This is a genomic window from Pedobacter sp. 01N310 (genome assembly GCF_056399805.1).
Window position 1 is genome coordinate 462,731 of record NZ_JBFTSB010000001.1, and the last position, 18,306, is coordinate 481,036.

The 18,306-nt window shown below is 38.0% G+C and carries 15 protein-coding genes; 14 read left to right on the forward strand and 1 reads right to left on the reverse strand.

The features are described from left to right. Positions 1–30: 30 nt before the first annotated feature. The 8 genes from AC1DNH_RS01580 (at position 31) to AC1DNH_RS01615 (ending at position 12,341) form a co-directional block, all read left to right on the forward strand. Positions 31–1,443, forward strand: a complete 1,413-nt coding sequence (locus AC1DNH_RS01580; RefSeq protein WP_477609624.1) for an aminotransferase-like domain-containing protein — start codon at positions 31–33, stop codon at positions 1,441–1,443. A 521-nt stretch (positions 1,444–1,964) separates the two neighbouring features. After that, positions 1,965–3,179: a hypothetical protein gene (locus AC1DNH_RS01585; RefSeq protein WP_477585415.1), complete on the forward strand. Its 1,215-nt coding sequence runs from the start codon at positions 1,965–1,967 to the stop codon at positions 3,177–3,179. Beyond that, positions 3,176–3,679, forward strand: coding sequence for a hypothetical protein (locus AC1DNH_RS01590; protein ID WP_477585413.1), 504 nt, complete (start codon positions 3,176–3,178; stop codon positions 3,677–3,679). Before AC1DNH_RS01585 ends, AC1DNH_RS01590 begins: the two co-directional genes overlap by 4 nt. Positions 3,680–4,541: 862 nt before the next feature. Continuing rightward, positions 4,542–5,624 (forward strand): efflux RND transporter periplasmic adaptor subunit, encoded by a 1,083-nt coding sequence (locus tag AC1DNH_RS01595; RefSeq protein ID WP_477582549.1) that lies wholly within the window; start codon positions 4,542–4,544, stop codon positions 5,622–5,624. A 24-nt stretch (positions 5,625–5,648) separates the two neighbouring features. After that, a complete protein-coding gene (locus AC1DNH_RS01600; RefSeq protein WP_477582551.1) occupies positions 5,649–8,819 on the forward strand; it encodes an efflux RND transporter permease subunit in 3,171 nt (1,056 codons plus the stop codon). Next, positions 8,812–10,245, forward strand: a complete 1,434-nt coding sequence (locus tag AC1DNH_RS01605; RefSeq protein ID WP_477625100.1) for a TolC family protein — start codon at positions 8,812–8,814, stop codon at positions 10,243–10,245. Before AC1DNH_RS01600 ends, AC1DNH_RS01605 begins: the two co-directional genes overlap by 8 nt. 410 nt (positions 10,246–10,655) lie before the next feature. Beyond that, positions 10,656–11,117 carry a VOC family protein gene (locus tag AC1DNH_RS01610; RefSeq protein WP_029280098.1) on the forward strand — a complete coding sequence of 154 codons (462 nt, stop codon included), beginning with the start codon at positions 10,656–10,658 and terminating at the stop codon, positions 11,115–11,117. A gap of 66 nt (positions 11,118–11,183) precedes the next feature. Next, on the forward strand, positions 11,184–12,341 hold the full coding sequence (locus AC1DNH_RS01615; protein WP_477610778.1) for a serine hydrolase domain-containing protein: 1,158 nt from the start codon (positions 11,184–11,186) through the stop codon (positions 12,339–12,341). A gap of 9 nt (positions 12,342–12,350) precedes the next feature. On the opposite strand, the gene AC1DNH_RS01620 is transcribed toward AC1DNH_RS01615, so the two are convergent. Further along, positions 12,351–12,575, reverse strand: a complete 225-nt coding sequence (locus AC1DNH_RS01620; RefSeq protein WP_029280094.1) for a DUF3606 domain-containing protein — start codon at positions 12,573–12,575, stop codon at positions 12,351–12,353. Between the two features lie 298 nt (positions 12,576–12,873). Between AC1DNH_RS01620 and AC1DNH_RS01625 the strand changes: the two genes are divergently transcribed. The 6 genes from AC1DNH_RS01625 (at position 12,874) to AC1DNH_RS01650 (ending at position 18,168) form a co-directional block, all read left to right on the forward strand. After that, entirely contained in the window at positions 12,874–14,082 is a 1,209-nt protein-coding gene (locus AC1DNH_RS01625; RefSeq protein ID WP_477585238.1) for a glycosyltransferase family 87 protein, read from the forward strand. A gap of 107 nt (positions 14,083–14,189) precedes the next feature. Further along, positions 14,190–14,363 (forward strand): DUF3606 domain-containing protein, encoded by a 174-nt coding sequence (locus AC1DNH_RS01630; protein ID WP_215127755.1) that lies wholly within the window; start codon positions 14,190–14,192, stop codon positions 14,361–14,363. Positions 14,364–14,373: 10 nt separating this feature from the next. Then, entirely contained in the window at positions 14,374–17,070 is a 2,697-nt protein-coding gene (gene ligD, locus AC1DNH_RS01635) for a DNA ligase D (RefSeq protein WP_477625101.1), read from the forward strand. A 48-nt stretch (positions 17,071–17,118) separates the two neighbouring features. Next, complete coding sequence (locus AC1DNH_RS01640) at positions 17,119–17,415, forward strand: Dabb family protein (protein ID WP_477585237.1); 297 nt, start codon at positions 17,119–17,121, stop codon at positions 17,413–17,415. Positions 17,416–17,546: 131 nt separating this feature from the next. After that, positions 17,547–17,867 (forward strand): hypothetical protein, encoded by a 321-nt coding sequence (locus AC1DNH_RS01645; RefSeq protein WP_477611265.1) that lies wholly within the window; start codon positions 17,547–17,549, stop codon positions 17,865–17,867. 103 nt (positions 17,868–17,970) lie between these two features. Next, positions 17,971–18,168 (forward strand): hypothetical protein, encoded by a 198-nt coding sequence (locus tag AC1DNH_RS01650; protein ID WP_215127748.1) that lies wholly within the window; start codon positions 17,971–17,973, stop codon positions 18,166–18,168. Positions 18,169–18,306: the final 138 nt, after the last annotated feature.

Consider the following 18,306-nt stretch of genomic DNA (forward strand, 5'->3'; position numbering starts at 1 on the left):
GTATATTTGTATGGATACAGTTTGTTGATTATGGAGAAAGTTTACAGGTACAATGAAATAGCAAGCGGAATCGCCGCACAGATTAGAGACGGCATTCTGCGATCGGGAGATAAACTTCCTTCTGTTCGTATGCTCTGCAAAGAATATGCGGTAGGCATGAATACGGCAAAACGTGTGTTTTTGGAACTGGAAGCACAATCGTTGGTCGAGGCCAAACCACAATCTGGTTTCTTTGTAAGCAACCGTAGGGTAGAACGACTTCCATTACCTGCAGTTAGTAAACCTTCACTAATTGCAAATCATCATGAGCCGAGCGAACTGAGTAGCCAGGTGTATTCTAGCATTGGTCGCGATGATTTAACCCTTTTTTCAATTGGTGTGCCATCAGGCAGCCTGTTACCATTGGCAAAACTCAAAAAGGAGATACTTTATGCTACGCGGGCGCTTAAAGAAGGGGGAACAGAATATGAACCGCTTCAGGGCAATGTTAAATTACGCAGAATGGTTGCAGTACGATCGTTAGGTTGGGGAGGAAACCTTCATGAAGATGACCTGATTACTACTGCCGGTGGAGTGAATGCATTGTCTTTTTGCCTGATGGCTTTAGGCAAACCTGGCGATACGGTGGCCATAGAAAGTCCATGTTATCCCGGAATTCTCCAGTTGGTAATCAGTTTAGGTTTAAAAGTACTCGAATTGCCCACGCATCCGGTTACGGGCATTGAGATAGATGCACTTAGGAAAGTGGTGTCGAAAATTGATATTTGCCTGTTAATTCCCAATTTTAATACACCCTTGGGTAGTTGCATGCCCGATGCGCATAAAAAAGAAGTTGTTCAGCTTTTGGCTGCAAATGATATTCCGCTTATTGAAGATGATATTTATGGTGATCTTTATTTCGGCACCCAACGACCAAGATGTTGTAAATCATTTGATACAGAAGGTAATGTGCTTTGGTGTAGTGCAGTTTCGAAAACTTTGGCACCTGGATACCGCGTAGGTTGGGTAGCTCCTGGAAAGTATAAAGAAAAATTACTTAAATTAAAGCTTGTACATGCCCTTGCTTCAACTTCTGTTATTCATGAGGCCGTTGGCAATTTTCTAAAAACTGGTCGGTATGATCGCCATTTGCATCAGCTCCGTCGTACCTTACAGCAGAATTATCAGCATTTTATCGATGCGGTTACCGAATATTTTCCAGAGGGTACAAAAACAACCCGGCCGCAAGGTGGGCTGGCCATATGGATAGAATTTAATAAAGAAGTTGATGCTGTAAAACTCTATGAACTGGCAATGAAACAAAAAATCAGCATTGCCCCGGGCCCGATGTTTACGTTACAAGATCAATATCAGAACTGTATCCGCCTATGTATCGGCCTTCCATGGTCGGATGAGCTTAAATTTAAACTGAAACAATTGGGTAATCTGGCAAAAATGATGTGACCGAATAATGGCACGCACTAAAGTTAGGGGCAATTAGCTCAATGCCGATACGCTATGATTGATTAAGGATTTACATTCTCTGACTCAGGAGTGCTCGGCGTTTCGCCTAAGGGCGTTATTCCGCAAGCTGCCCATATAAATTTAAAAATATTTAGGAACTCGCATTGGATATCCCTGTCAGATTGTATTTCGTTCTCCATATTGTACCGCTTTAATCTATTTATTGAAACATAGAAAGGCTGGTTTTGTGTTAGCGAAGGTAATCCTTTAATGTAAGTTTACTGTTGCCTAAATGTTAAGGAAGATGTTTTAAACCTTAACCGATTCGGTGCAATATTTATTTTAGGTACAATAAGTAAGTATACCCAATAATCAGTATTGGAATCTCTATGGCGTTGTGTTATATTTACATATTTAATAACAGTTATCTGTTTATTTTTCAGTAGGATGCAGTGTTTTATGATTGATTTACTATTATATCAGTATGTCCCTTGCTAAACATATATTTTAATAAACAGAAAATGATATACAACGATCGAAAAGCCGTGGATCCTGCTATAAAGAAATGTCTTATCGACAAACTGCTCAATAACAATATCTCGGTTAGCGAACTTATTGAACTGAGGCCTGAAATTAATGAATTCGATCTTTCTGAAATTATTCAGCATATCTACGACCTTAACCTGGAGCAGGTACGAAAAATAGCAGCATTAGCGCCTGTTATGGCTAAAGTAGATGCATTAAAAAACAGCCAGCGCAATACCCGTTTTATAAAAAAGGTAAAAAATAATTTCCGGAAACATACGGCTAAGCACAACGGTCTTAAAAACAGGGTAGTGGTAGTAGAGGGCGATTCGTGGTTCAATTATCCTATTCTTTTAAGCGATGTGATCGACTGGATTGCTATGGAAGAGAATATGGCCGTTTATAGCCTGGCTTCTGGTGGCGATTGGCTGATGAACATGCTTAGTGCCAAAAAATATGTCGAACAGCTTTCTACACTTCAACCGGATGTATTTATCATTAGCGGGGGAGGAAACGACCTGGTTGGAAACCGGAGAATAGCAGCCATGGTTACACATAAAGGAGACTCTAACGAATTTGAAAATAGTGCATTTGCGAAATACCTTTATCAAAGCGCTGCTAATCCACCCGATAACCCAGAAGATTTTAAACGTGGTACCCAGTTCATATCCAAAGATTTTTATGCTTTACTGGCCTTTTTTCAGCTCCAATATTATTTTATTATAAATGGGATTCTCACTGGCGGTGAGGGAGAAAATGGTAAGTTTCCAGGGATACAGATTATTACGCAAGGTTACGATTACGCCATACCAAGCGATAAGAAGATAGCAGGATATAATCCACTCAAATGGTACCGGCTGTTTGCGCGAACTTTTCTCGGCCATGGAGGATGGTTAAAAACGCCCTTGCAGCTCAGGGGCATATACGATCCCGAAGATCAGCGCAAAATTGTTTATGCCATGATTTACCTCTTTAACGAAATGATGATTGATATCGGTCGCATTTTTAGTGAAATGTTAGGGGAGAATAGGGTATTCCATATCGATTCAAGAGGGTCAGTTGGTAAAAATGGTTGGACGGATGAATTGCATCCATTGCCCCAACATTTCAAAAAAACAGCAGCAGCCTTTATTCACTGTATTAACAACCCAAATAAAAATGGAAGTGCAGTTATAGCAGTTGTAAAACAACAGGATGGAGGGCAGAAATGAAAAAGATATTGATTCTAGTATTTATCATTGTTTGTGGTGCAATGTCCTTTCAGGGAAAAGTACTTCAGCACTTCAGCGGAAAAGGAATCGTCAATTTAGAACTCGCCAATAAAGATGCAGGAGTAGAAATTATTGCGCTTTGGAGCGATACACTTTATGGTGACCAGACACTTTTAAACATTGCCCAAAAGAATACACACCTCGATTTTCTGTTTATTTTGGTATATGTAGTGCTCATCATGACGCTATCTAATTCGCAAATGCAAAGAGAAAAAACAAGTTGGCTAAACGAATTGCTACGGCTTAATTTATTTCTGGCATTTTTAATCGGCTCACTGGATGTAATTGAAAATATCAGGCTATTACACAGTTTCCATCACCCGGGAAATATGGCTGAATTTTGGCGAACAGATTTTATTGCATGGCCAAAATTTGTTATAGTAGGCTGGGTAATTTTGATTTATGTTTTCTCGGTAATTAAGGGCTATTTTAATAAGTGATTTTCGTTAGCATCTTACAGATCATTAAGGAATTAAGGTAATTAAGATATCAAGGCAAAGACTATTTTAAATAGCCTATTGTTTACAGGCTTAAAAAATCCTTCCTCTCTACTACAATTGACAGATACTGAAATTCGGCGTTATCTCGACCGGAGCAACTCGGAGTGGAGAGATCTTTGGATAACATGAATAATTGTGGTGTCAGTTGTTGCCAACTGACACTAAAAACATATATTCTAGATATTCCCTTTTTTAATAGTCGATAGTCAGATGGTAACATCTGACTGCACGTGGAAATTATCCTTCAGGGTGATTAAACTCAGGAGAATATTTCGGGCTTTCTTTGAAAAAAAATAATTGCGAGGATCCTTCGACAAGCTTAGGATGACAAGCGCGGTTATATGTCTAATTTTCTTTAACTCCACTTAAAACGATGTTCTTGGTTAACTTTATGTTAGTTTGTCGTCAATAAATCCTATTTATACCTCATTCTGAAAATAACTGGCAAATGCATAGAACGGAGTTTTTTTTATTAGAAATCGTCATTTCTTCATCTAATTCTAGCTCCTTACTGGTAATTCGTTCAAAAAGCGGAGCTAAATGATCTGTTTGTTGTGAAAAATCATCTTTTGCTTCACTAAAACACAATTTCTCAATCCAAACCTGAAGTTCAACTTCATTATAACTTCATAAATCTGTATTTATTTCGCTTTCGAATTAAATCATTGCGTAACCATAATTTATTGAAGTCAATTAAGTATCTGCACATCAGTTGTAGACTGCTTCTTATCATAAATTGGTTGCCAAGGGAGACTAATTAGAGAAAAAAATAAATCAGATTAAAACCATTTAACAAAAAAAGATGAAAAGAGTTGTCATGTGCTTAGGCTTATGTACTTTGCTTTACGTAACGGGTTGTACCACGAAAAAAGAAGAAAAAGAAGAAGTAACTACTTATGCGGTAACCACACCGTTAAGAATGGATACTTCGTTTACCAAGGAATATGTTTCACAGATTAAATCTGTGAGGAATATCGAGGTTAGGGCACAGGAAAAAGGCTATCTCCAAAATATTTATGTAGATGAAGGTCAGCGTGTAAAAGCTGGTCAACTGTTGTTTAAGATTATGCCTAAAGCAGCACAATCTGAGTTGTTAAAAGCACAAGCCGAAACTAAATCTGCAGAAATTGAGCTTGAAAACACCAGATTACTTTCTGATAAAAATATCGTTTCTAAAAACGAGCTGGCCATGGCTAAAGCCAAACTGCAATCAGCAAATGCCGAAACCTCTTTGGCCAAATTTCATTTATCCAATACCGAAATCAGGGCACCTTTTGATGGTACAATCGACCGTATTCCATTAAAACTGGGTAGTTTGGTTGATGAAGGTGCTTTATTAACCAGTCTTTCAGATAATAGTCAGGTTTTTGCGTATTTCAATGTGTCTGAACCTGAATACCTGAACTATCAAAGTACCGCAAAGGCAAAAGGCCAGCAAGAAGTTAGCCTGTTATTGGCGAATAACGAGTTGCTGAAATCGAAAGGTAAGGTTGAAGTGATCGAAAGCGAATTTGATAATGAGACAGGAAACATTGCTTTTAGAGCCAGGTTTAACAATTCTGATAACTTACTGAGAAACGGAGAAACGGGCAAAATCCAGATGGTTGTTCCTTTAAAAAATGCTTTAGTAATCCCACAGAAAGCCACTTATGATATTCAGGATAAAACTTATGTTTTTGTAATCGATAAAAATAACAAAGTACATTCCAGAGCCATCACCATTGCAGGCGAGGTGCCAGATTTGTACATCATTGGCGATGGCATCACCACGGGTGATAAAATATTGCTTGAAGGAGTGCAGAAAGTAAAAGACGATGATAAAATTACCTTCAAATTCCAACAGCCTCAGGAAGTGATGAAACAATTAAGATTGAAAACTGAATAATCTACCACCCTCCATACTTATTTTATGTTTAGTAAATTCATACAAAGGCCAGTCCTTTCTATAGTAATATCGCTTATCATTGTGTTTCTTGGGGTGTTGGCCATCAGCTACCTACCCGTTACACAATTCCCCTCTATTTCACCACCTAAAGTTAATATTACGGCAGAGTATCCAGGTGCAAATAATGAGTTATTGATCAAATCGGTGGTTATTCCGCTAGAACGTGCCCTTAACGGTGTACCAGGCATGAAATATATTGCCTCTGATGCCGGTAATGATGGTGAAGCTTCCATTCAGGTCGTATTTAATTTAGGTACCGATCCCAACCAGGCTTCGCTTAACGTACAGAACCGTGTAGCTGCTGTTACCAATAAACTTCCTCCTTTAGTGGTTCGTGAGGGGGTTAAAATCACTCGCGAAGAGTCTAACATGTTGATGTACATCAACTTGTATAGTAAAGACCCTAAGATGAACCAGAATTTTCTGTACAATTATGCCGATATCAACTTGCTTTCAGAGTTGAAAAGGGTTGATGGTGTAGGTTTTGCCGATATTTTGGGTGATAGGGATTATGCCATGCGGATCTGGCTTAAACCCGACCGTATGCAGGCTTATAAAATCTCAGTGGATGAAGTGATGAAAGCACTTGATGAGCAAAGTTTAGAAGCCTCTCCAGGTAAAACCGGTGAGAGTTCTGGTAAACGCTCTCAGGCTTTTGAGTATGTGTTAAAATATTCCGGACGCTTTAGTACGAAAGAAGGATACGAAAATGTAGTACTAAGAGCAAGTGCTAACGGCGAATTACTTCGTTTAAAAGATGTTGCCGATGTAGATTTTAGTGCTTCAGCTTACAATTTATATTCTACGTTAAATGGAAAGGCTTCTGCAGCTATCGTATTGAAACAATCTTACGGAAGTAATGCCAGTCAGGTAATTAAAGATGTAAAAGCGAAAATGGCCGAGATCAAATCGAGCTCATTTCCTAAAGGTTTAGATTATGAAGTAAGTTACGACGTTTCTAAATTCCTCGATGCCTCTATTGAAAAAGTAATCCACACCCTTGTCGAAGCCTTTATCTTGGTGGGTTTAGTGGTATTCCTGTTCCTCGGCGATTGGCGTTCAACCCTCATCCCGGCAATTGCTGTACCGGTATCCTTAATCGGAACCTTTGTGTTTATGCAGTTTTTTGGTATTACACTCAATCTGATTACCTTGTTCGCCTTAGTATTGGCCATTGGGGTAGTGGTAGATGATGCCATTGTAGTAATTGAAGCGGTACATGCCAAGATGGAACACGATCGGAAACTTTCGGTACTGAAGGCTACCCAGCAGGCCATGAAAGAAATTGGCGGCGCAATTATCGCTATTACCTTTTTAATGGCATCGGTATTTATTCCGGTAGCTTTTATGTCGGGGCCAGTAGGTATTTTCTACCGTCAGTTCTCGATCACCATGGCAACGGCAATTATCCTTTCGGGTATTGTGGCGTTAACACTTACCCCTGCATTGTGTGCCATCATGTTAAAGAATAACCATGGATCGAAGAAAAAGAAAACCATTATTGATCGCTTTTTAGATGGTTTTAACAATGGTTTTGCCAAACTTTCGGGGAAATACGAATTTGTTTTAACCAAAATGGTAAGTCGTAAGATCTTAACCTTCGGTATATTGATTGCATTTTGTTTGGGTGTTTGGGGATTGAGCGGAAGTGTACCATCAGGTTTTATTCCGAACGAAGATCAGGGAATGGTTTATGCCATTATCCAAACGCCTCCAGGATCCACTTTAGAACGTACCGACCAGATTTCAGAGAAACTGCAGAAAATGTGCGAAGATATTGATGGCGTAAAGTCGGTTTCATCTTTGGCAGGATATGAGATTCTTACTGAAGGTACGGGATCGAACTCGGGTACCTGTTTAATCAACCTGAAAGATTGGAGCGAACGTAAACATTCGGCAGTAGAGATTATTAAAGAGCTTGAAGAGAAATCGAAATCTATTCCAGGTGCAACTATCGAATTTTTCCAGCCACCAGCCGTTCCGGGTTATGGTGCTGCGGGAGGTTTCGAGCTTCGTTTACTGGATAAAGCAGGTAGTGGCGATTACAAAAAAATGGAAACCGTGGCCAACGATTTTGTAAAAGAGCTGAACAGACGTAAAGAGCTATCATCTGTATTTACTTTTTACAGTGCGAGTTTTCCTCAGTACATGTTAGATGTTGACAATGATATTGCGCAACAAAAAGGAGTGAGTATTGATAATGCGATGAATACACTGTCGACTTTTGTAGGTAGTAATTACGAAACCAGTTTTATTAAATACGACCATCAATATAAAGTAATTGTACAGGCATTGCCTCAGTACAGGGCTTTGCCAGAAGATATTTTAAAACTCTCGGTTAAAAACGATCGTGATGAAATGGTGCCTTTCTCGGCTTTTATTAAAATGCGTAAAGTGTATGGCTTATCCGAAATTACCAGACACAATATGTATAATGCTTCTGAGATCAGCGGGCAATCTGCTCCGGGTTATAGTTCTGGTGAAGCCATCAAGGCCATTACCGAAGTGGCCAAGAAATCACTTCCAAGGGGATTTGGTATCGATTGGGCTGGTATATCTAAAGATGAAGTATCAAGGGGTAACGAAGCCATTTATATCTTCCTGATCTGCTTGGGCTTCGTTTATCTGGTTCTGGCAGCCCAATACGAAAGCTTCATTTTGCCACTTTCAGTTATCCTTTCTTTACCAGCGGGTATTTTTGGCGCTTTCCTGTTCTTAAAATTATTAGGATTGGAAAACAACATTTATGCACAGGTTGCGATGGTAATGCTGATTGGTTTACTCGGTAAGAACGCGGTATTGATTGTTGAATTCGCTGCACAGCGGCATGCCCAGGGTGCAACGGTATTAAAAGCCGCAATGGAAGGTGCAAGTGTACGTTTTCGTCCGATTTTAATGACCTCTTTTGCCTTTATTGCAGGTTTAATTCCATTGATGATTGCATCAGGGCCTGGGAAAATCGGTAACAGGACCATTGGCTCGGCTGCTGCCGGGGGTATGCTTTTTGGTACCATTTTCGGGGTAGTTATTATCCCGGGATTGTATTATGTATTTGGAACAATAGCTGCCAGACACAAGCTGATTAAAATTGAAGAAGAACATCCATTAACTGAAGAAGTAGAAGATAATGTTTAAGAAAAATATTTATAAAGGCCTTGGTTTAGTACTGATATGTGCTGCATATACCGCATGTAAATTGCCAGAAGTGGCTCAACGCGCCGAAAATAAAAGTGTTCCTACAGCCTTTATTGGCACGCAGGATACCGTAAGTACGGCCAGTATACAATGGCGTAAGTTTTTTACCGATCCAAATCTGGTAAACCTGATCGATACCGCATTAAAAAATAACCAGGAGCTGAATATCACCTTGCAGGATATCGAGATTGCTAAAAACGAAATCAAAGCCAAAAAGGGGGAACTTTTACCAAGTGTAACCTATGGCGTTGGTGCAGGTTTTGATAAAGTTGGTCGCTACACCAGTTCGGGTGCTGGCGATGCTTCTACAGAAATTACACCAGGTAAAGAAGTGCCTGAGGTATTGCCCGATTATCATTTCGGTTTACAGGCCAACTGGGAAGCCGATATCTGGCACAAATTGCGCAACGCCAAGAAAGGAGCCATAAGTCATTATTTAGCAACGGTTGAAGGCAAAAATTTCGTAGTCACCAATTTGATAGCTGAGGTTGCAAATTCATATTACGAATTGCTAGCTGCAGATAATCAGTTAGAGACAGTGAAAAAAAACATTGAGCTGCAGAAAAATGCCTTAGAACTGATGAAAATTCAGAAACAGGCCAGTAGGGTTAACGAACTTGCAGTGCGTAAATTTGAAGCTGAGGTTTTAAGCTCTAAGAGCCTGGAATTTGATATTCAGCAAAACATTACCGAAACGGAGAATAAGATCAATTTCTTGCTAGGCCGTTTTCCTCAGCCCATTGTTAGGGATAAATCGAGTTTTACCGATCTGGTACCACCAACAGTACAAACAGGTTTACCTTCGCAGTTATTAGCCAACCGCCCGGATATTAAACAGGCTGAGTTAGAACTCGCTGCGGCTAAGTTGGATGTTAAAGTAGCTAAAGCACAGTTTTATCCATCATTGGGTATTTCTGCCGCTATCGGTTACCAGGCTTTTAACCCATCTTATTTATTGAGAACACCGGAATCTTTAATCTATTCTTTAGCAGGAGATCTAGCAGGACCACTAATTAACCGCAATGCCATTAAAGCTGAGTATTTAACCGCCAATGCAAAACAGTTGCAGGCCGTTTACGATTACGAAAAAACAATTTTAAATGGTTATATAGAAGTGGCCAATCAAATGTCAAAGATTAGCAACCTGCAAAAAAGCTATGATTTGAAATCGAAACAGGTAGCTGCACTCACCCAATCGATCGATATTTCTAACGATTTGTTTAAATCTGCAAGGGCTGATTATTTTGAGGTATTGATGACCCAACGTGATGCTTTGCAGTCAAAATTAGAATTGATTGAAACCAAAAAACAGCAGTTAAATGCGGTGGTAGATATTTATCACGCCCTCGGTGGGGGATGGAATTAAGTAAATAGCTATAATTCTCATATTCATATTATCCTTATAAATCTATTAAGGCTGTTCCAAAAACCGGGGCAGCCTTTTTTTTGTCATTCTGAGCGGAGCGAAGAATCTTTATAGAATAATCAATCGTTTACAACGATAAAATCATTTAGTTATTTATGCACTCATCTGGAAACGAGCGCAAACTAAACGCATTGATTTTTTCTTCTCGCAACGTCTTCCTGAACTTGTTTCAGGATCTTTCCGCTATGGGAGCATTAATCACGGCAACAAATTATCTGTGTGTATCCTTTTTATCTGTGGTTAATAAATCTGCTCAATAAATACCCCGCTGTTTTGCTACCCTAAGTGGAGTCGAAGAATGTATTGAAAAATTTATTAAAATTATTCCTTTATAAGTTTGATATTTAAACATGAAAAAAATCTTCCTGTTTACCACTATTTTATTTTCTATCATTTTTCAAAAAGCCATGGCGCAAAATAAACCCGAAAATGTACCTGCTGTTTTAAATCATATCGCTGTTTATGTAGCTGATCTAAGCGTAGCAACAACTTTTTACGAAAGTGTGTTTAACCTTAAAATCATTCCCGAACCTTTTAAAGATAACCGCCATACCTGGTTTACTTTAGGGCCAGCCGGACAGTTGCATTTAATCCAGGGGGCAAAAGGAAATGAGGTTTTTGATAAAAACGGGCATTTGTGTTTCAGTGTTCCATCAGTTGATGAATTTGTAAAGAAGCTGAATGCTAAAAATATCAGTTTCGAGGATTGGCCAGGAAAGAAAGGCGGAATTACCTTGCGTGTAGATGGCGTAAAACAAATTTATTTCAAAGATCCCGACGGGCATTGGTTAGAAGTAAACGATGCCAAGTAAATTTTTCACTACGCGCAGATTTTGTTTTGCACCATCCCTTATATTTAGGTTTTATCCGCTAAGCTTATGAAACTAAAATTCCTGAAATATTTTTGTACTACCTTTTTAATAATTGGTGTAGTTGAGCAATTAAAAGCTCAAAATGCTAACGCCGAAGCAGAATTTAAAACTGTAATGGATAAATATAATGCGGTTGGTGCTGCTGTGGCTGTGGTAAAAGAAGGTAAGATTATTTATACCCACTCTTTTGGACTAAAAGATATAGAAAATAAAAAGCCTTTAACTGATCAGGATATTTTCAGAATTGCATCTATTTCGAAGTCTTTTTCGGCAACATCCATTATGCAACTGGTAGAGGCCGGTAAAATTTCCTTAGATGATGATTTTGGCGATCTGGTGGGTTTTAAAATCAGGAATCCGAAATTTCCTGATCAGAGAATTACCTTAAAAATGGCTTTATCACATACTTCAAGTTTAAACGATTCTCAGGGATATCTTAATCTGGATGTAATCAATCCGGATAAAAATCCAAACTGGGCCAAATGTTATAATGAATACGCCCCAGGAAGCAAATTCGATTATTGCAATCTTAATTTTAACCTGATCGGTACCATCATCGAGAAAAAATCGGGTGAGCGTTTCGATAACTATGTAAAAAATCATGTGCTTAAACCCTTAGGGCTTTATGCAGGTTATTGCGTAGACTCTTTAGATAGCACGCGTTTTGTTAATTTATACGAATATCATGCCGATACGAAAACTTATACACCGTCGCCAACAGCATATGCGCCACGAAGAACAGAAATTGCAAATTACATAATGGGTTATAGTACGCCTGTTTTTTCGCCAACAGGTGGGATGAAAATTTCGGCTAGTGATTTAGCTAAATATATGATTATGCACATGAATTATGGCACATCAAATGGTATTAAGATAATCACTAAAAAGAGTGCGAAAAAGATGCAGACTGCCTTGACCGATGATGAAGGGTATGGCTTGGCCATCAGGACTGCAGATCAGCTTATCCCGGGTGTAAAACTGAAAGGACATACCGGTTCAGCTTATGGTTTATTCAGTACCATGTTTTTTAATCCGAAAGACAAATTTGGCTTCGTTATCATTACAAATGGTATAAACGCTACCTATACCGATGGCTTCCCTGATTTCAGTAGGGCAGCCATCAACAGCTTGTATCAGGCATTTATTAAACCAAACCAAAATTAATCTTTAAACCTATGAAGGATTAAGAAAGCGTTTATAAGCATTACCGGATTTAATTTTTTCCATGGTCAAATATTCTTTCACAATAGAAAATTCCATACTCTGGATGGCTTTAACCACCGATTTTAGTTTTTCACCTGTAACACCTAATCTGGCTGCCCAGTAATTGCGATCTTGTTCATCTGCAATCTCAATAAACTCTTTCCGGGCATTCATCGAATTAATTTGATATTCCATCTTTTTATTGGTTTTTGGTTAGTTAATATGTGATATAAACACCGATAATTCTGATTTGGTTTTGGAGTTTTGCCAATAGATAATCAAATATAGCTGCGCAAAGGCTTTTTTGTTAATGATCACGAGGCGAAAGCCTTTAATTGCCCTAAACCGATTACAAAACTGGTCTTAAAAATCGATTTAGGTCTATTCTTTTATGAATGTTATTTTAGCTCAAAAAAGAGTAACATTTTCCTTACAAAACATTAGGAATTCTCAGTTAGCATTTTTATTATTGTATTGTAATGTAATTTTTACAATGCCAGATCATTTTCTAACCAACGCTAAAAGTTTATCCCATTGCCCAAAATATTATCAGAACAATCGTTTTGTATTATTTCTTTGGGTATTGATTACACTTATTTTTGTGATCGATTCTTGGGCAACACACCGGTATAATAACTACCTTATTTTTGAGAATACCTTCAGGAATCTTCTTCAGCAAAAATCTCTTTATGCATGGTACCCGGCTTATCACGAAGATGCCAATCATTATGGTCCTATTTTTAGTCTATTAATTGCTCCATTTGCATTAATGCATAATTGGATCGGTTTACTTTTTTGGAACCTGTTTAATTGTTTCCTGCTCTTTAAAGCGGTTCAAACCTTACCTCTAACGGAAGATGAAAAGGTGATTATCGGTTATATTGCCATTCCCTGTTTAATCGAATCGATGCTTAACCAGCAGTTTAATGCCGGTGCCGCGGCCTTAATGATATTGAGTTATACGCAAATAAATAAAGGTAGAGGGATATGGTCTGCGCTTTGTATTGTGCTGGGTACATTTATTAAGCTTTATGGCATTGTGGGGCTAGTATTCTTCTTTTTTGCGAGGAAAAAGCCAGTTTTTGTGTTATGGTTAATCATGTGGTCTATCATCATATTCTTATTGCCAATGTTGTTCGCCTCTCCTCATTTTGTTGCGCAAAGTTATATCGATTGGAAAAACTCACTGATCGGGAAAAATATGATTAATGTTTCAGGTGGAGAAGATATTTCGATTATGGGTTTCTTTAGGCAACTATTTGATATTCCTAAAGTATCAAATTTTGTTTTTCTTACACTTGGCAACCTATTGTTTATGTTGCCTTTTCTGTACATTACTTATTTTTCGAAAAGTAAATTCCAGCTGATGATTCTGTCTTCCGTATTGTTGTTTCCTGTGCTGTTTAGTACTGGAGCAGAAGATTGTACATTTATCATTTCGATAACTGGTGTTGGCATTTGGTATGTAAACGAAAATAATAAAGTGCTAAAAAATGTATTGTTGCCAATTTTACTTTTCATCACCTGCAATTTCCCTTTGCTGCTTTTTCCAACTTTTGCAAAAGCGCATCATTTATTATTATCCATCATTAGTTTTCCTTATTTTTTGGTATGGTTGAGGGTTATCAATATCGCTATAAACGATAAACTCGTCTATGAAGAAGAAACAGAACCAGAGAGGGTTACAGCACTAGTAGATTAACTTTTAAATTTTATTTTTTTAAGGTTTTAATATCCGTTTGAAAAAATGGCTGTTAAAACCTTTTTTATTATTCGGCTGTTTTATAACTGTCTAATCAAAAAATAGTTATGGATGATAAACAAAAAAACGGTAGTGCTGATCGGGCTAGGATCAACATTAACGAAGGTTATGAACTAGATTATTGGTCTAACAAATTCGGAGTAAGCAAAGATAAGCTGAAAGCCGTAGTACAAACAGTTGGTACCTCTGCCCGCGCAGTTGAAGATTATTTAAAAAAGTAAAATATTGATTATGAGTCTGAAAAAGTATGTTGCCAAGCGCGATTTCTCAAAAACCACCGAACCAAAGTCGGGTAAAAGCAGCGATAGGAACAAATTACATTTTGTAATCCAAAAACATGATGCTTCGCGTTTGCACTACGATTTCAGGCTCGAAATGGAAGGCGTTCTAAAAAGCTGGGCGGTACCGAAAGGGCCTTCAACCGATCCTAAAACCAAACGTTTGGCTATGATGGTAGAAGATCATCCATACGATTACAAAGATTTTGAAGGCATTATTCCACAGGGCGAATATGGTGGCGGAACCGTTATTGTATGGGATGAAGGAACTTACGAGCCGATAGAAACGATTAAAGGCAAAAAAGCACAAGAAAAACATCTGTTAGGCCAGTTAAAAGATGGTTCTTTAAAAATCAAATTAAACGGAGAAAAGCTTCATGGAGAGTTTGCCCTTGTAAAAACACATGGCATGGGCGAAAACGGTTGGCTGTTGATCAAACACAAAGACGATTATGCTTCTACAAAAGACATTACCAAGGAAGATAAATCTGTGCTTTCCGGAAAAACAATCGAAAAGATGGAAAAAACATCCGATAAGGTCTGGAAAGAAGGAAAGGAGCAGGATTTAAAGACTGAAAAAAAAAGCCCAAAGCAAAAAGCAAAGAGAGAAACTATGCCAGTGGGCAATGACCTAGCGATAGATGTAAAAAGCATATTAAAGAAAGCTCCCAAAACAGCCATCCCAAAAGGAGTGAAACCTATGCTAGCTACCCTGGTTGACGAACCTTTCGACGATCCTAACTGGCAATATGAGGTGAAATGGGATGGTTACCGTGCCCTAGCTTTTATTAATAAAGGAAAGGTTGATTTGTTTTCCCGAAATAATAAATCCTTTAACGAAAAATTTTACCCCATTTATGATCTGCTTTTAACCTGGAAATTGAATGCGGTATTTGATGGTGAGATTTTGGTGCTCAATAATAAAGGTGTATCAAATTTCGGCTCCCTGCAGAATTGGAGAAGTGAAGCAGATGGAGAACTTGTTTTTTATGTGTTCGATATCCTCTGGTATGAGGGTAAGAACCTGATGGATCTGCCGCTTTACCAGCGACAAGCCATATTGAACGATATACTGCCAACAGATGACGACCGTGTGCGCCTTGGTAAGGTTTTTAAAGCCAGTGGTGTCGATTTTTTCGATGCGGCAAGGAGAATGGGCTTAGAAGGCATTATCGCTAAAAAAACAGATAGTACTTATGCAGCAGATCGAAGATCAAAAGAGTGGCTGAAAATTAAGGTGCAGAAACGACAAGAAGTGATTATTGCGGGTTTTACCAAAAATGCAGATACTTCTAAATCTTTTAGTTCTTTACTGTTGGGCGTTTATGAAAAAGGAAAATTGCAATATGTAGGTAAGGTTGGAACAGGGTTTTCGGATAAATTGCAGAAAACAATGATGGAGCAGTTTAAACCAATTATTATCGATAAAAGCCCTTTCGAAAGTATACCTGATGTAAATGAGCCCTCACGCTTCAGGCCAAACCGGCCAAAAGCAAAAGCAACCTGGTTAAAACCAGAGCTGGTATGTGAGGTCGCTTTTACAGAAGTAACTGATGATGGTGTTTTTCGCCATCCGTCTTTTCAGGGCATGCGTGAAGATAAAAAAGCCAAAGAGGTGGTAAGAGAAATAGAAGTGCCAACAGAGAAAATTGTTGACGACACCAATGAAGAAAACCCACATGCACAGGCAATAAAGGCGCCAAAAAGTAAAATACCTAAAACTTTGTTGAACCCGAAAGATGAAACACAGGTAAGGAAAATTAAAGGCCACGAGCTTAAATTTACCAATCTGAGTAAAATTTATTGGCCCGAAGATAAAGTAACCAAAAGAGATATGTTTAACTACTATTATCAGGTTGCTGATTACATTTTGCCTTACCTGAAAGATCGCCCACAGTCGCTTAACCGCTTTCCGGGCGGAATTCATGGCAGTAGTTTTTACCAGAAAGATGTTAAAGGGAAAGCACCAGATTGGGCTGAAACTTTTCCTTATGAAAATGGTGAAGGCGAAAAAAAAGAATACCTTGTTGGAACAGATGAAGCTTCATTACTCTGGATGGCGAGTTTAGGCTGTATAGAAATGAATCCGTGGTTTAGCCGGGTGCAAAGTCCCGATAATCCTGATTACTGTGTAATTGATTTAGATCCTGATAAACATACCTTTGATCAGGTGGTTGAGGCAGCGCTGGAAACAAAAAAAGTATTAGATGCCATAAATGTACCCAGTTATTGTAAAACATCAGGTTCAACCGGAATGCATATTTACATTCCTTTAAATGCCAAATATAGTTATGAGCAAAGCCAGATGTTTGCCAAAATAGTGGTTAACCTGGTGCATAATCAAATACCAGAATATACTTCGCTTGAGCGCATGGTAGCGGCCCGAAAGGGAAAAATGTACCTCGATTTTTTACAGAATAGACCAGGGGCAACCATAGCCGGGCCTTATTCTTTACGACCAAAAATTGGAGCAACGGTATCAATGCCATTGCATTGGGATGAAGTTAAACCGGGTTTAAAAATGAAAGATTTTAATATTTTTAATACCATCGATCGTTTGAAAGTTGAAGGAGATCTGTTTAAAGGTGTACTGGGAAAAGGAATCGATTTAGTTAAGGCTATTGACAAAGCTAAAAGTGTTTTTGGATAAAGCTCACGATCTTTTCCTGCTTTCATTATATTTGGAAAAAATTAAAAAATGATCGCACACCACGTTTTATTCTGGCTAAAAGCCGATACCACCGATGAGCAGAAAGTTGCTTTCCGCAATGGCTTACAAACATTAGAAAATATTGAAGTTGTTAAAACTTTTCACATTGGTTTACCAGCACCAATTGAGCGTGCTGTGGTAGATACCACTTATACATTTAGCCTCCTGCTGTTATTTGAAGATTTAGCTGCGCATGATGTTTATCAGGTTCACCCATTACATAAAGCTTTTCTGGATGAATTCAGGGTTTACTTCGAAAAGGTTGTAATTTACGACGCAGAATAAAAGAAATACCTCCGACAAAAATCGGAGGTATTTTTTTGTCGCTATTTTTAATAAATTGAATTTATTATTTGGAATTATTCTAAATAATAAGATATTTGTTAAATCTATCGATAATTTGAACTGTTAAAGCCATGTGTAAAACCATCGTACTTGCTCAAAACGAAAACATCACCATTGCTCAATGCAATAATTGCAAAGTTTTAAATATATGGCGCTCGGGGGTTTTAATGAACTTTTCTTTTGATCAGTTTGATGCTTTTTATGCGGCTACCAAAAAACTAGATTTCGACGATTATTTAGAGAATAGACCCGATGGGAGGCAGGTTGTTATTTTATCAACCCCATTTCCTGATATCAGTTTAGTTTTTACAAGAGAAGAATGGTACGAATTTTTTACTAAAATAGACGAAGCGTTGTACATGAAACGGGTTTATGAGATTGTGTATTACTAATTAACACTACAATTTTGTATGTTTGTTTCTTATTTATAAGTAATTTACGATACTACAAAACCAAAGCCTTTTTGATTACGTAAATACTTCAAACTGCAATCTTATGGAAAAAACAGCTACATTAATTAAAAGAGCATCCCTCAACGTAAATCAGTTAGATAGCATTAAAATTGGTGATTTATTATCTGATGAATATGGTAAATCGGGTAAAGTGTATGAAATCGAAAAAGTAAACCGCCATGGTGAATTTCATTATTACTTTAAATTATTTAAATCGGGTACCATCCTAATTATTCTTTAATTCCTTTCATGGTTAAATAAACCGGTAGGTAATATTATTGGTGTAAGGAGATGCCTTAAAACCTCGGGCTTTATTTTGCTCTGGGTTAAGCGGTTTTAGCGTATACTTCGTCATAAATTTCAGGAAGACAATTAAGAC

Excerpts from the sequence above, each read along its gene's own strand:
- AC1DNH_RS01650 (WP_215127748.1), top strand. The coding sequence starts at position 17,971 with ATGGAAAAAACAGCTACATTAATTAAAAGAGCATCCCTCAACGTAAAT.
- AC1DNH_RS01585 (WP_477585415.1), top strand. The coding sequence starts at position 1,965 with ATGATATACAACGATCGAAAAGCCGTGGATCCTGCTATAAAGAAATGT.
- AC1DNH_RS01615 (WP_477610778.1), top strand. The coding sequence starts at position 11,184 with ATGAAACTAAAATTCCTGAAATATTTTTGTACTACCTTTTTAATAATT.
- AC1DNH_RS01605 (WP_477625100.1), top strand. The coding sequence starts at position 8,812 with ATGTTTAAGAAAAATATTTATAAAGGCCTTGGTTTAGTACTGATATGT.
- AC1DNH_RS01595 (WP_477582549.1), top strand. The coding sequence starts at position 4,542 with ATGAAAAGAGTTGTCATGTGCTTAGGCTTATGTACTTTGCTTTACGTA.
- AC1DNH_RS01610 (WP_029280098.1), top strand. The coding sequence starts at position 10,656 with ATGAAAAAAATCTTCCTGTTTACCACTATTTTATTTTCTATCATTTTT.
- AC1DNH_RS01620 (WP_029280094.1), bottom strand. The coding sequence starts at position 12,575 with ATGGAATATCAAATTAATTCGATGAATGCCCGGAAAGAGTTTATTGAG.
- AC1DNH_RS01580 (WP_477609624.1), top strand. The coding sequence starts at position 31 with ATGGAGAAAGTTTACAGGTACAATGAAATAGCAAGCGGAATCGCCGCA.
- AC1DNH_RS01590 (WP_477585413.1), top strand. The coding sequence starts at position 3,176 with ATGAAAAAGATATTGATTCTAGTATTTATCATTGTTTGTGGTGCAATG.
- AC1DNH_RS01640 (WP_477585237.1), top strand. The coding sequence starts at position 17,119 with ATGATCGCACACCACGTTTTATTCTGGCTAAAAGCCGATACCACCGAT.
- ligD (WP_477625101.1), top strand. The coding sequence starts at position 14,374 with ATGAGTCTGAAAAAGTATGTTGCCAAGCGCGATTTCTCAAAAACCACC.
- AC1DNH_RS01645 (WP_477611265.1), top strand. The coding sequence starts at position 17,547 with ATGTGTAAAACCATCGTACTTGCTCAAAACGAAAACATCACCATTGCT.
- AC1DNH_RS01625 (WP_477585238.1), top strand. The coding sequence starts at position 12,874 with ATGCCAGATCATTTTCTAACCAACGCTAAAAGTTTATCCCATTGCCCA.
- AC1DNH_RS01630 (WP_215127755.1), top strand. The coding sequence starts at position 14,190 with ATGGATGATAAACAAAAAAACGGTAGTGCTGATCGGGCTAGGATCAAC.
- AC1DNH_RS01600 (WP_477582551.1), top strand. The coding sequence starts at position 5,649 with ATGTTTAGTAAATTCATACAAAGGCCAGTCCTTTCTATAGTAATATCG.